Source organism: Bacteroidia bacterium, assembly GCA_023228875.1.
Lineage (GTDB): Bacteria > Bacteroidota > Bacteroidia > NS11-12g > UBA955 > JALOAG01.
In genome coordinates, this window is record JALOAG010000004.1 from 97,599 (window position 1) to 111,900 (window position 14,302).

General features: G+C 39.4%; 10 protein-coding genes. 4 read left to right on the forward strand and 6 right to left on the reverse strand.

Annotated features, from left to right (window positions below; all coding sequences use genetic code 11):
• Positions 1-11: 11 nt before the first annotated feature.
• Complete coding sequence (locus M0R38_06000) at positions 12-1,202, reverse strand: pyridoxal phosphate-dependent aminotransferase (GenBank protein ID MCK9481296.1); 1,191 nt, start codon at positions 1,200-1,202, stop codon at positions 12-14.
• A gap of 142 nt (positions 1,203-1,344) precedes the next feature.
• On the opposite strand from M0R38_06000, the gene M0R38_06005 reads away from it, so the two are divergent.
• The 3 genes from M0R38_06005 to M0R38_06015 all read left to right on the forward strand — a co-directional run bounded on the left by M0R38_06005 (position 1,345) and on the right by M0R38_06015 (position 4,606).
• Positions 1,345-2,070, forward strand: a complete 726-nt coding sequence (locus M0R38_06005) for a 2-phosphosulfolactate phosphatase (protein ID MCK9481297.1) — start codon at positions 1,345-1,347, stop codon at positions 2,068-2,070.
• Positions 2,071-2,101: 31 nt separating this feature from the next.
• Complete coding sequence (locus tag M0R38_06010; GenBank protein MCK9481298.1) at positions 2,102-2,470, forward strand: YraN family protein; 369 nt, start codon at positions 2,102-2,104, stop codon at positions 2,468-2,470.
• A 75-nt stretch (positions 2,471-2,545) separates the two neighbouring features.
• Positions 2,546-4,606: an acetate--CoA ligase family protein gene (locus M0R38_06015; protein MCK9481299.1), complete on the forward strand. Its 2,061-nt coding sequence runs from the start codon at positions 2,546-2,548 to the stop codon at positions 4,604-4,606.
• A 9-nt stretch (positions 4,607-4,615) separates the two neighbouring features.
• On the opposite strand, the gene M0R38_06020 is transcribed toward M0R38_06015, so the two are convergent.
• Genes M0R38_06020 through M0R38_06040 form a run of 5 tightly spaced genes read right to left on the reverse strand, consistent with a single transcriptional unit; the run spans position 4,616 to position 12,079 of the window.
• Positions 4,616-5,839: an NAD(P)/FAD-dependent oxidoreductase gene (locus M0R38_06020; protein MCK9481300.1), complete on the reverse strand. Its 1,224-nt coding sequence runs from the start codon at positions 5,837-5,839 to the stop codon at positions 4,616-4,618.
• A 46-nt stretch (positions 5,840-5,885) separates the two neighbouring features.
• The gene (locus tag M0R38_06025) at positions 5,886-7,295 is read right to left on the reverse strand and encodes a TolC family protein (GenBank protein ID MCK9481301.1); all 1,410 of its coding nucleotides are present in this window, start codon (positions 7,293-7,295) and stop codon (positions 5,886-5,888) included.
• 28 nt (positions 7,296-7,323) lie between these two features.
• Positions 7,324-10,455, reverse strand: coding sequence for an efflux RND transporter permease subunit (locus tag M0R38_06030; protein MCK9481302.1), 3,132 nt, complete (start codon positions 10,453-10,455; stop codon positions 7,324-7,326).
• A gap of 19 nt (positions 10,456-10,474) precedes the next feature.
• Positions 10,475-11,590: an efflux RND transporter periplasmic adaptor subunit gene (locus M0R38_06035; protein ID MCK9481303.1), complete on the reverse strand. Its 1,116-nt coding sequence runs from the start codon at positions 11,588-11,590 to the stop codon at positions 10,475-10,477.
• A 15-nt stretch (positions 11,591-11,605) separates the two neighbouring features.
• Complete coding sequence (locus M0R38_06040) at positions 11,606-12,079, reverse strand: ArsR family transcriptional regulator (GenBank protein MCK9481304.1); 474 nt, start codon at positions 12,077-12,079, stop codon at positions 11,606-11,608.
• Positions 12,080-12,273: 194 nt separating this feature from the next.
• Between M0R38_06040 and dnaG the strand changes: the two genes are divergently transcribed.
• Entirely contained in the window at positions 12,274-14,190 is a 1,917-nt protein-coding gene (gene dnaG / locus M0R38_06045) for a DNA primase (protein MCK9481305.1), read from the forward strand.
• Positions 14,191-14,302 lie beyond the last annotated feature (112 nt).

Genomic DNA, 14,302 nt, shown 5'->3' on the forward strand with positions numbered 1-14,302 from the left:
TAGTGGGGCTCTCAATCCTGATAGACTTTCAAAGCCTCTTCTAAGCAGTCCATTGCTGCGTTGATACTGGCTTCGTTCAGAACGTAAGCCAATCGAACTTCAGATTGTCCTAACCCAGGAGTAGAATAAAATCCACTGGCAGGAGCCATCATCAGCGTTGCCCCTTTGTAACTAAAGGAAGAAAGTAGCCATTGACAAAAATCTTCACTGCTTTTTACCGGTAATTTTGCGATTATATAAAAAGCTCCTTTTGGATTTGGACAAACCACATTAGGCATGGCTTGTAAACGTTTTACTAAAATATTTCTGCGGTTTTTGTATTCTTCTAACACTTCATCAAAGTAATCATCCGGCAGGCTGCACGCAGCTTCTCCCAATATTTGTGCAAGTGTTGGAGGAGATAGTCTTGCTTGGGCAAATTTTAATGCAGTTTGCAATACTTCTTGATTATGGGTTACCAATGCGCCAATTCTGGCACCGCATGCACTATATCTTTTTGAAATGGTATCCAATAAAATCGCGTGCTTCTCTAAACCTTCTAAACTCATTACCGAAGTGTGTTGCGCACCGTCATAACAAAATTCGCGGTATGCTTCATCGCTGAATAAAAACAAATCGTGTTTAAGACATAAATCGCGTAATGTTTTTAATTCTTCTATACTGTATAAATACCCGGTAGGATTATTAGGGTTGCAAATCATGATCGCTTTGGTGTTTGAAGAAATTGAATGTTCAAACTCTTCAATCTTGGGTAGTGCAAAACCATCTTCAATGTTTGACTTGATAGGAACAACCTTAACTCCTGCAACCTTTGCAAAACCGTTATAATTTGCATAAAATGGTTCCGGAATAATGATTTCGTCACCGGGGTTCAGACAGCTAAGCATTGCAAAAGAAATGGCTTCTGACCCTCCTGTGGTTATAATAATTTCATCTGGTGTAACTCTGATGTCATTCTTGTTGTAATATTTGGCAAGAGCTTCTCTATAACTCTGAAATCCTTCACTTGGGCTATATGCAAGCACTTTCAAATCAGTGTGCTTAACACTATCGAGTATTGCTTGAGGAGTTTCAATGTCAGGTTGCCCTATGTTTAAATGATACACTGTAATTCCTTTTGCTTTTGCTGCATTAGCATAAGGGGTTAATTTTCTGATAGGAGATGGCGGCATTTCTAAACCGCGTTGGGATATCTTTGGCATAGCCGCAAAATTAGAAAAGTCAAGGTAATGAAGAGGGTGTTTGAATAATTAATTTTAGATTGTTCAACTCCTCAGGGTCTGTTGAATTTTGTTATATGGTTACCTTCTGTTCATATCTTATTTTAGGATAATATTGCACCGCATGTCAAAAAAATTAGAGGTGGTTTTAACACCTGCACTTGCCGGTCAATTTGGTTTTGAAGATAAAGCGGTTGTGATAATAGATGTGTTAAGAGCCACATCTACCATTGCAATTGCACTTGATAAAGGATTTAAGCAGGTGCTTACAAGTAAAGAAGTTGACAAAGCGTTGAGTTTAAAAGATGCAGATTCTTTGGTTGCCGGTGAGCGCAATGGTGACAAGGTACAGGGAGCGGATGTGGGGAATTCTCCGGTCGAAATTCAGAATCTTACAAGTATCAAAGAGAAATTTGTGTTAACAAGCACCAATGGGACTAAATGTGTTGAGAAAGCTGTGTTGCAAAATGCAAAAGTAGTGCTCTGTGGTGCATTGGTCAATGTGCAAGCCCTTGCAGATTTTTTAAATCAAAGTCAATTTGATATTGTACTTTTTTGTGCAGGTTGGAAAGACAACGAAAACATTGAGGATACTTATATGGCAGGGAGTCTTATTGATAAATTACAGGATGTCAGCCTTCAGAATGATGCTGCATTTATTGCCCAAACTGTCTATCAAAGCAATAAACACTTAGCCAATCAATTTTTAGGAAGTGCCAATCACTATCAAAGATTGAAAAATAAGGGCAACCATGCAGATCTTGCACTATGTATTCAGGAATCTATTTCAGAATCAGTACCTTGTTTGCAGTCTTTTGACGAAGGAGTGGCAGTATTTACAAAAATCTGATTGTGCCAATATTTTGGTTTATTTTGCAAAAGTGAAAACACCTAATCAGCAAACAGGTCAAGAAGGAGAAGCGGTTGCACTGGATTTTCTGTTGAAACAAGGATATCTTTTGTTGCATAAAAATTGGAGACACAGTCATCATGAAGTGGACTTAATCATGAGCAAGGATGAGGTACTTGTGTTTGTGGAGGTGAAGACTCGTATGTCCAATACATTTGGGTTTCCTGAAAATGCGGTTACAGCTCAAAAACAAAAAACATTGGCAAAGGCAGCAGCAGCTTATTTAGAAAAATTTGCACCGGACAAGAGTCTGCGTTTTGATATAGTTTCTGTTACTCGTGTACCCAATAACTGGGAAATTGAGCATTTTGAAGATGCTTTTTTTATTTATGATTTATGAAAGTGATTTTCAGCATTACATCGTTTGAGTTTGCGCTAACTTGAGTAACTTGCACCCCAATATTTCAAGCCTGTCATGATAACCAAACAACTGCTCGATCCTCAAAGTATTGTGATAGTTGGAGCGTCCAACGATTCATCCAAACCGGGAGGGAAAGTGCTGCAAAATATCATTAAACATGGCTATAAAGGAAAACTCTATGCAGTAAATCCAAAGGAAAGTTCAATACAAGGTGTACCTTGCTTTGCAACTGTAGAAGCCTTGCCGGAAGTTGAGTTAGCAATCATTGCAGTAGCCGCAAATTATGTTGAAGCAGCAATGGAAGTGCTTGCCAACCAAAAGAATTGCAAAGCATTCATTTTGTTTTCAGCTGGTTTTAGCGAAACCGGCAAAGAGGGGAAGGAGTTGGAGCAACGCTGTGCAGCCATTGCAACCCAAGCCGGAGCAAGTTTAATCGGTCCTAACTGTATTGGGGTAATAACCGGAAACTACAAAGGTGTATTTGCCGGACCAATACCGGAATACGACCCGATGGGTTGCGACTGTGTATCTGCATCAGGAGCTACAATGGTATATATTCTGGAAGTAGCAATTCCACGCGGATTAAAGTTCAGAAATATTTATTCGATTGGCAACAGTGCTCAAATTGGTGTAGAAGATGTCCTTGAATATTGGGATAAGACTTTTGACCCTCAAACTAGTTCGAGGATTAAGTTGCTCTATATGGAGCAAATTGCAGATCCAAGCCGTTTTTTGAAACACGCACGTTCGCTTACTCTCAAAGGGTGCAGGATTGCAGCAATCAAAGCAGGTTCAACAGAAGCCGGCTCGCGAGCTGTGTCTTCTCATACCGGTGCTTTGGCGGGATCTAATAATGCAGTCAATGCATTGTTCAGAAAGGCAGGGGTCATACGTTGTTACAGCAGGGTTGAGTTGGTCTATGTTGCCGCAATTTTTACAATTACAAAATTGGTGGGCAATCGTATTGCCATTATTACCCATGCCGGTGGACCCGGAGTGATGCTGACAGATGTTTTAACCAGAAATGGTATGGCTGTTCCTCACATCAGCGGGCCTTATGCAGAAGAACTGCTTGCACAATTACACCCGGGTTCTTCTGTTGCAAACCCGATAGATTTTTTAGCTACCGGAACTGCGCAACAGTTGAGTGTGATATTAGATTACGTTGAAAATAAGTTTGATGAAATTGATGGCGCAGTGGTTGTGTTTGGCACCACGGGCATGTGGAGAGTGGATGATGTGTATGAGGTGTTGCATGAAAAAATGAAGACTTCTAAAAAACCGATTTTCCCGATTCTGCCCTCTGTGATGCAGGCTTCAGAAGAAGTGAGCCATTTTCACTCTATGGGTCATGTCAATTTCTTGGATGAAACCAGTTTTGGATATGTTCTTTCAAGGGTAATCAGAACTCCAAGTCCTTATCCGGAGCCAATTTTGCCAAAAATTGAAAATGCACGAGTGAGAGAAGTGATTACAAATGCAGAGAATGGGTTTCTACATGCGGATACAGTTTTTGAACTCTTTGATGCTGTTGGAATCACCAGAGTGCAACAGTTGACTTCAAACGAATTGGATGAAGTTGTATCAGCCGCTGAAAAGATCGGTTTCCCATTAGTGATGAAAGTGTCCGGTCCTGTTCACAAATCTGATATTGGAGGTGTAGTGATAGGACTCAAAAGCATTGAGGAAGTCAAAGAAACATTTCACAGACTCATGCAGATTGATGGTGCGGAAGGTGTGATTGTGCAACAACAGCTTCAGGGCACTGAAATATACATGGGAGCAAAGCGTGAACCATCTTTCGGACACCAGATTTTAGTAGGACTTGGAGGTGTTTTTGTGGAGATATTTAAAGATGTAGCAACAGGGCTTTCTCCATTGAGCAAAGAAGAAGCACAGGCGATGCTCAAACATTTAAAATCTTATCCCATTATCAAAGGAGCACGGGGTAAAGAGGGTGTCAATGAAGAGTTGATTTTGGATACAATGTTGCGTTTGTCTGCACTTGTTGAAGCAGCCCCTGAAATAAGCGAAATGGATATTAATCCGTTGCTGGGTAATTCTAATCAGCTTGTTGCTGTTGATGCAAGAATTTGCCTTGACTTTAGTATGTAAAATTAAATTTTATATCCTGCTCGCAATTGTTTCTGCGGCAATAGATCCACAAGTCCAAGCAGCTTGAAAGTTAAATCCGCCAGTAATGCCATCTATATCAATCACTTCTCCTGCAAAGAATAAATTTGGGTGAAGTTTGCTTTCCATTGTTCTGAAATCTATTTCTTTTCTGCTGATACCACCACATGTTACAAACTCATCTTTGTAAGTAGTTTTTCCGTTTGCTTCAAATTGTGATTTGTGTAATTGATGTGCGAGGTCTTGCAATTTGTTGTTTTGACAATCTGCCCATTTCTCATCGCTTCTCAACCCGGAGTTGTTTAACAAGTACTCCCATAGCCGTTGTGGTATTGATTCAAATGGTTTCTTTTTTACATTCGCTTTTCCAGACTTCTGTTGTTTGAGACTGGCAAAAATCTCATCTGCTGTCAAATGGGGTAAAAAATCCACCTCAATATCATACCGATAACCTACATCATGGAGTTTGCGTGCCGCAAATGCAGAAAGCTTTAATACAGCAGGTCCGCTCAATCCCCAATGGGTGATTAAAAAGGGTCCTCTAAATCTTTCATTATGTTCCGGCAAGGTGATTTCTACATCTATTACCGAGACCCCGGATAATGCACAGATTGGATGTTTGGGTAGGTTAAATGTAAACAAAGATGGGACAGGGTTTTCAATCTTATGATGTAGTGGGGCTAAGTAATGAAAGTGTTCTTTTTTTGTATGTCCTCCGGTGGCGATTAGTAAGGTCTTACAAGCTACTTTTTCGTCCCGGTCTAAATGCAAAGTAAACCCGTCCTGTTGAGGTTCTATGGATTCAACTTTTGTTTGGGTGCTGATTTCAATTCCTAATCTGTCAATTTCATTTAAAAAACAGTTAATTATGGTTTGTGACGAGTCTGAGATGGGAAACATTCTTAAATCTGCTTCGGCTTTCAGTTGGACTCCCTTTGCTTCAAACCATTGAATGGTATCTGTAGGGTTGAACCGGTAAAAACATCCCAATAATTCTTTACTTCCTCGGGGATAGTTAGCCGCTAATTCTTTATTGTCAAAACAAGCGTTGGTTACATTGCACCTGCTACCTCCTGAAATTTCGACTTTAGCTAGCAGTTTTGAGGTTTTTTCAAGAATCAACACCGATGAATTCGGTTTCAATTCTGCTACTTTAATTGCAGCAAAAAATCCGGCAGCACCACCACCTACAACAATTGTATCATAAACCAGCACGTGGCAAAGTTATTTTTTTTATTAAGTGGCGCAGTAATGGAATTATTTATCTCCATCCGCCACCCAAAGATGTGTAAAGATTGACCACTGCATTCAACTGTCCTAATTTAGCATTGATAACATTGAGTTCGGAGGAGAGAACGTTTTGCTGTGCGGTCAACACTTCCAAATAGGTTGCAAGTCCGTTTTGCAATAGTTGGTTCGAAATAGTAAACGCAATTTGATTTGCTTCAAATTTGCTTTGTTCAAGTGCAATCGCTTCTGTCTGAGTCCGGTAGTCAATCAATGCGTTGGAAACATCCACACCTGCACTAAGAATGGCATATTGATAACCCAACACGGCTTTTTGTTGTTGAGTCTGCGCAACTTCATAGGCGGTCTTGATTTGTCTGCGATTAAAGATTGGTTGTGTAATACCCGCAGCAAGATTTGCAAATAGTGAACTTGCACTGAACCATTTTTCTAATTCCATGCTTTGGCTACCACCTGAAGCCGTGATCATAAAGGATGGATAAAAATTTGTTCTTGCAAGGTTACTCAACTCAAAGGTTTGCATGAAGAAATATTCTGCTTGCAATACATCCGGTCTGTTTGCTAAGAGTTGGGCAGGAATACCAATGCTCAAAGGAGAATTAAACACTTGTGTTTCAATTGTGTTGCGGGTAATTGTGTGAGGTTGTTCGTTGAGTAGTAGGCAGAAGGTGTTTTCAAGATATTTTTCTTGTTTTTGAAGATTCAACAAAATGATTTTCGCTTCATACAATTGAGATTCTGATTGCTTTACGGCAACCTCAGTGAGTTGACCTGCATTTTTGAGTGCTATTGTAGTCTCCAAACTGCTGTCACGTGTGCTTACACTGCGTTGGGCAATTTCAATCTGTGCGCTGATTGCCACCAATTGATAATATGTCTTAGCTACTGCTGCAATCAATCCGGTTTTTACTGCCTTGTGCGCTTCGATACTTTGCAGGTATTGTGCATAAGTGGCGCGTTGTTGGCTCTTGATTTTGCCCCATATATCAGCCTCCCATGCTGCACTTGCTCCCAACTGAAATTGGTTAAAAGTTAAAGCCCCAAATCGGCTGTTGCCGGAGGTTTTTGAAAATGTATAACCTAAGTCTGTGGAAAGAGAAGGGAGAAAGCCTGATTTGCTTTGTTTTACATAGGATTCTGCTGCTTCTATATTTTGAATTGCAATTCTAATGTCTATGTTGTTGTCAAGAGCGTTTTGTATATACCCTTGCAGCAAATTATCCGTAAAGAAGTTTTTCCAAGATATACTTGCAATAGAGTTGGTGTCCAATCCGTCAAATGCGTTGTCATGGATAAAGTCTGTTCTGTACAGGTTGTCTGTTTTTGCTGTTGGTTTCTCATATTTTTTGATTGCCAAACAAGAAGATAATAACAATACTAAACCTATGGAGAGGACTAATGACAAGTGCTGTTGTTTTTTCATTATTTGCATTGCTGATTCACGTTTTACTTTAATTTTTCTCAATGATTTTAGGTTTTCTACTCACTTTTTCTTGAAGCCATTCAAAGAACATAAACAAAGGAGGAGTCACAAAAACCCCTAAAATAGTTCCAATGAGTAATCCTCCTACAGCCGCAGTACCTATAGAGCGGTCTCCGATTGCTCCAACTCCGCTGGCAAACACTAATGGCAACAAACCAAAGATGAAGGCAAATGAAGTCATTAATATAGGTCTGAAACGTACTTTTGCACCATCAAGAGCTGCATTTAAGAGTGATTCACCGGCTCTGCGCTTTTGTATTGAGAGTTCAACAATCAAAATGGCATTCTTTGCTAACAATCCTATCAGCATAATTAATGCAATCTGGAAGTATATATTAATTTCTAAGCCCATCAACTTAGTAGTTATATATGCTCCCATCATCCCAACCGGAAGAGAAAGCATTACTGCCAAGGGCAACAAGTAGCTTTCATAGAGACCTGCGAGAATGAAATACACGAAAATGATAACAAGAATGAGGATAAACAAAGTTTGATTACCAGCCTCTATTTCTTCTTTGGTCAAACCTGAAAATGCGATGTCAAAATTTGCGGGAAGGTTCTTGGTAACGTCAAGTACTGCTTTAATGGCGTCACCGGAGGAATAACCGGGGTTTGTTGCACCTGTAACGTGTACCGCATTGAATAGGTTGAATCGATTCACTGACTGTGGTCCATAAATTCTCTCAAGTTTTACAAACTCTGTGATGGGTGCCATTTCACCATTTTTATTTTTCACAAAAATTGAATTCAAATCTTCTTTGCTCGCGCGCGTGTCAGGTAATGACTGTACATATACCCTGTATTGTTTTCCAAATCTTGAAAAATCGGCTGCATAAATGCCGCCAATGTAACCTTGCAGTGTTTGAAATATGCTGTTAATTGAGACACCTGCTTCTTTAGCTCTGGGTATATTAATATCCAATTGGTATTGAGGGTAGCTCGTATTAAATGAGGTTTGAGCATAAAGAATCTCCGGTCTTTCAGAGAGTTCCTTCAAATATTGTTTTGATTGTGCGTCAAGGTCTTTAAAACTGCCTCCGAATTTATCCAACAATTCTAATTGAAATCCTTCTGCAACACCGTATCCCCTAATACTTGGAGGTTCAAAGAATAACATTTGTGCTCCTGGAATTGTTGATGCTGCACGAAACAGTTTGCCAATAATTGCACCTGATGAAAGAGAATCGGCTTTGCGTTTATCCCATTCATCAAGAATAATAAAACCAAGTCCAAAATTGCTTCCCGCGCCTCCCAATAAACTGGAGCCTGCAGTAAAAGACATTCCTTTGATTCCTTTTATTTTCTTTACTTCTGCGCTCAGTTTGTTAATTATGGCTGATGTTCTGTCTAAGGAAGCTCCTGCAGGCAATTCTATGTTTGTCATAATAACTGCACGGTCTTCTTTGGGCACAAAGCCTTTGGAAGTAGTGTTTGCTGACCATAACATCAATCCGGTTGATGCAAGTAAAATGAATAGTGTTGCCCATTTGTGTACGAACAAAAATTTCAGTCCGCTTGTGTATTTTCGGGCTGTATGATTAAAGCCAATATTGAAGGCTGTATAAAATCGCTGTATAACCCCATTTTTCTTTTTACTATCTTTTTCATGAGGTTTTAGTACCAATGCACAAAGGGCAGGGCTGAGTGTTAGAGCATTTAATGCAGAAATAGCAATGGCTACAATCAAGGTTACTCCAAATTGTTTGTAAAACACACCGGTTGGTCCTGAAATAAATGTAATCGGAATAAATACAGAAGCCATCACCAATGTAATAGAAATGATTGCCCCCGTGATTTCGCTCATGGCAGCATAACTTGCATCAAGCGCAGATTTGGCACCATTCTCTAATTTGGCATGTACCGCCTCCACAACAACGATGGCATCATCCACAACAATTCCTATTGCCAATACCAACGCAAACAGGGTTAACAGGTTAATTGAGAATCCAAACAGGCTCATAAAGAAGAATGTTCCTATAATGGACACAGGTACTGCAATTGCAGGAATCAGAGTAGAACGAAAATCTTGTAAGAAAAGGAAAACCACAATGAAAACCAGAATGAAGGCTTCAATCAAGGTTGTGATTACTTTTTGAATAGAGGCATCCAAGAATAAGTTTGTATCATAATTTACAAGATAATCAATGCCGGGAGGGAATGAATGCTTTAGTTCTTTCAGATTCTTATGAATGTTTTGGATAATTTCACGTGCATTAGAACCCGGAGTTTGAAAGACCCCCATGCTTACAGCCGGATTGCCGTTTGCTGTGGAAACAACATTATATCCTTGGGCATCCATTTCCACTTTTGCAACATCTTCTAAGCGCAGGAATTGCGCGTTACCCAATGCTTTTATCACGATAGACTTATATTCATCAGGTGTTCTGTAGCGCCCACTGTAACGAATGACATATTCGAAAGCGTTGGCATCGTTTTGTCCTAAAGTACCGGCAGCGGCTTCTTGGCTTTGTTCGTTAATTGCAGCCACTACATCGGACGGTTCAAGTTTGTATGATGCTAATTTAACAGGGTCAATCCAAATACGCATTGCATAGTTTTTTACACCTGCGGAATTGACATCTCCCACTCCCGAAATTCTTTTAATCTCAGGAATGATATTAATGTTTAAGTAGTTTTGGATAAAGGTTGCATCATAATCAGGGTTGGTTGAATAGAATGAAATCCACATCAGCGCATCCGTTGATTGTTTTTGTGTGGTAACACCGGAACGGGTAACATCGGCAGGGAGTAGTGGCAGAGCGCGTGAAACACGGTTCTGCACATGGACTGCTGCAATGTCCGGGTCAACATTCTGCTCAAAGAACACTTGTATAGATGCTGCTCCATTGTTACTGGCAGTTGAGGTGATATATTTCATGTGCTCAACTCCATTTACTTGCTCTTCAATTGGAATGATTACACTCTCAAGTACGGTTTGCGCATTTGCGCCCGGAAAGTTTGCCGATATTTGTACTGTGGGTGGCGCTATGTCAGGATATTGGGATATGGGGAGAACATAAATTCCTATAATACCCAAAATGGTGATGATAATGGATATTACGGTTGATAAAACAGGGCGTTCAATAAATTGCTTAAACATCTTCTTTCTTTAATTAGGATTATTTAAAGGCAGGTTTGAGTTCTTCAATAAATGCATCAAAGCTTTTTACAATGGGGGTGATTTGTGAGCCGTGTTGCAGTTTTCCGGCACCTTGTACTACGATTTTGTCGCCTGCCTTTACACCTGATTTGACAACCAAAATATTGCCCACCTTGTCTATTACATCAATAATTGCTTGGTCAACAGTATTGCCATCCTTTACAGTAAAAACATACACTTTGCCTTGCATTTCAAAAGTGGCTTCTTCGGGTACTAACAGAGCGTTTGGATAGTGTTTAGGAATGAGAATCGTGCCGCTGCTCCCGTTTGCCAATAAGTGTTCAGGATTTGGAAAAACAGCTCTGAAATTCACCGAACCTGTTGCAGGGTCAACTTGTGCAGTTACAGTTTGAATGACACCCTCGTGTTCATAGACTTCACCATTTGCTAATTTCAGCTTCACTTTTGGGAAATGGGACATCTTGTCTTGCAAGGTCTTACCTTCAGTTTTTTGCAAAAAGTCCACATAATCGGCTTCATTCATTGCAAAATAAGCATACACTTCATTTGTATTAGAAACAATTGTGAGCGGTAAAGGGTTTGAAGGATTTACCAATGAACCTTGTCGGTAGGTGATTCTGCCTACATATCCTGTTACCGGACTGGTTATATTGGCATAGCCGATATTTGCGGTAATGCTTTTGTATGCTGCTTTTGCTTGAGCCAACTTTGCTTCGGCAGTTTGTAGTTGCATAGGACTAACAATTTTTTTCTCAACCAAGGGTTTTAATTGGTCAACTCCCACTTGTGCAGCCTCTACATTTGCTTTTGCAGCTTCTGCATCTTCGGTTAGGGCATCTGTTTCTATACGGAATAATTGTTGACCTTTTTGTACCATTTGACCTTCGTCAATCAGCACTGCGGTTATATAGCCTGAAATTTTTGCTCTAACTTCTGCGTTTACTATGCCTTCTAAGCTGACAGGGTAGGCACTTAATCCTTCTATTGATTTTGATGGTATTTCAATGACCGGAAGGGTTGGTGTTTGTTGTGGCTTGGCTTGTTGCTGTCCTTTATTATTGCATGAAGCAAAGAATATTCCTATAGTGATGGCTGATATGATTGTTTTTTTCATCTTGGTTGTTTTTCGCTATTCTGTGTATTTGTTGTTTTCTTTTTTAAAAAAGGCAATTGAATCTGTCAGAAATTGGATTGACTGTTCATGTTTTGCCAATGATAACTTGTTTTGATTGTTAGTCTTATTATAATTGATTTTATAATTGAGTATTTGTTTGTGAATGTCTATCTCATTCTCCCATTTGGTAATGAAAGATTGGATTTTGTTGGCAATGTATTTTGGTTGCATTGCAAAATATCGTTTGCGGTCTCCACATTTTGTGAAGTATTGCACATTTCCTTGTGCAATCAAATTGTTTAAGTGAGTAGAAACAGTACTTTTGCCTGCACCTAACTCCGAAACAATTTGTTCGAAAGTTGTTCCATGCTCACCGTTGATTATCAAGATTGCTTTGATACGTCCGGCAAGTGGGGCAGTGAGTTTATCTTGTTCAAAATAAACCCCTAAGGATTCAACTAATCTCTTTTTTTCTTCTGTTAAATTCATTTGAATGGGTTGCCTGCAATTTGAATGGGCGCAAAAATATAGTTGGTTTTGGAAGTTCCGAACCAACAGAACAGCCGTATAACGATTTTAAATATGTTGCTGTCCAAACGTTTGAAGATTCATTTCTTTATTTTCCTTTCACTTTGACCTTGTATATTTGCAAGCACTCCAATAAGGATTTTTGATATTATTTCATGGCAATGATTTCGCGTAAAACGGTTGATGAAGTGTTTGCAGTAGCACAAGTGGATGAGGTAATCTCCGATTTCATGACATTGAAAAAAAAGGGGGTAAATTATGAGGGATTGTGTCCGTTTCACAACGAAAAAACGCCATCTTTTAAAGTAAATCCGGTAAAAGGGCTATACAAGTGTTTTGGCTGTGGTAAAGCGGGAGGCGCAATTCAGTTTGTTATGGAACATGAGGGAATGGCTTTCCCTGACGCAATTCGTTATTTAGCAAAAAAATATGGTGTTCCGGTAATAGAAGATACTTCACAAAAAAGTGAAGAATATGATGAGTTAAGCAGGCGCAAAGAGTCGCTCTATGCAGCAATTGAATATGCGCAAACTTTCTTTCTGGAACAAATGCAAACAGATGAAGGTGTGATAGCCGGTTTAAGCTATTTCAAAGAGAGGGGTTTTACCCCACAGACTATTGAAAAATTTGGTCTTGGTTATGCACCTGCAGGATATAATATTTTTACAGAATCCGCTCTTAAATTGGGCTTTAAAGAAGAAGTTTTGACTGATGCAGGACTAATTAAATCTTCTGAAAAAGGTGGATACTATGACTTTTTCAGAGAGCGTGTCATGTTCCCTTTCTATAATGTTGCAGGTAAAATAATTGCTTTTGGAGGTAGGATATTAACCAGTGATAAGAAAGCTCCTAAGTACCTGAATAGTCCCGAATCGCTGATTTATATTAAGTCCAATACGTTGTATGGCTTATACCAAGCAAAAAATGCAATCAAGAAGGCAGAATCCTGTATTCTGGTTGAAGGCTATGCAGATGTTATTTCAATGAGCCAAGCAGGTATTGAAAATGTTGTGGCATCATCAGGAACGTCCCTAACGATTGAGCAAGCTCGTCTGATTGCCAGATTCACTCAAAATGTTACAATCTTGTATGATGGAGATTCAGCAGGGCTTAAAGCCTCATTGCGTGGAATTAATATTTTGCTGGAACAAGGGTTGAATGTCCGTATTGTGTTGCTTGACGAAGGCGAGGATCCCGATTCTTTTGCGCATAAACATTCTTTGGAAGAAATCGAGCAGTACTTACAGGACAACATTAAAGACTTTATCCTCTTTAAGTCCAATCTGCTTTATCAGGATGCCGGTTCAGACCCCATCAAAAAGGCGGAAGCCAATGCTGAAATCATCAGGTCTATTGCCATCGTGCCGGATCCGCTCAAGAGGGCGCAATATGAGCAGGAATTTGCCAAAATTTCAGAGCTAAATGGTATGATTATCCATGCAGAGGTATTAAAAGCACGCAATACGGATCATGGCAAAGACCTTAAAGTTCTTAACGAAGAATTTGGGTTGCTGCAAAGGCATATTTCGAATGTTCAAACTAAGGAAGTTACATTAACCACAGAATACAAAGAAGAAGGAGTGGCTCGTATGTTAATCAGGTTTGGAACTCTTGAATATAGCAATGAACAAACCGTTGCTGAATTTATTATTGAACAACTTGAGAAGGATGAAATGGAGTTTCAACATCCAAAATATAAAACAATTTATGAATATGCTTTAGAACAGATTGAAACCGGTTCAGCATTAGATTTTCAAAAGCTTATGTATGCTTCAACACCGGATGTGTCAAGTTTTATTGCAGATTGTTTAGAAGAAAATTATTCCTTAAGTGTCAAGTGGGATGAGGAAGAAATCTATGTTCCCAGAGAAGAAGAAGGGTACAAAGTAGCAGCGTATGATTCTGCAATGCATTTAAAAATTATGCGCCTCAAAATCCTTACACAGCAATACTTAGAGTATATAAAAGAAGCTAAAGATGATGATGAAAAACGGCAAATTATTTTACAAATAATGGAGTTGAACCGTTTGCGCGATACCTTTGGGGGTATTTTAAAAATAGCTGTTTTATAAATTACCGGTTACTTGTTTTGTGCCTTTGGTAAATAGTACCTGCTCCCTAAATGCAGTTCTTTTAGTACTACTTCTCCATCCTAATTTTTTTAAATTCACAACGGCAGTGCCG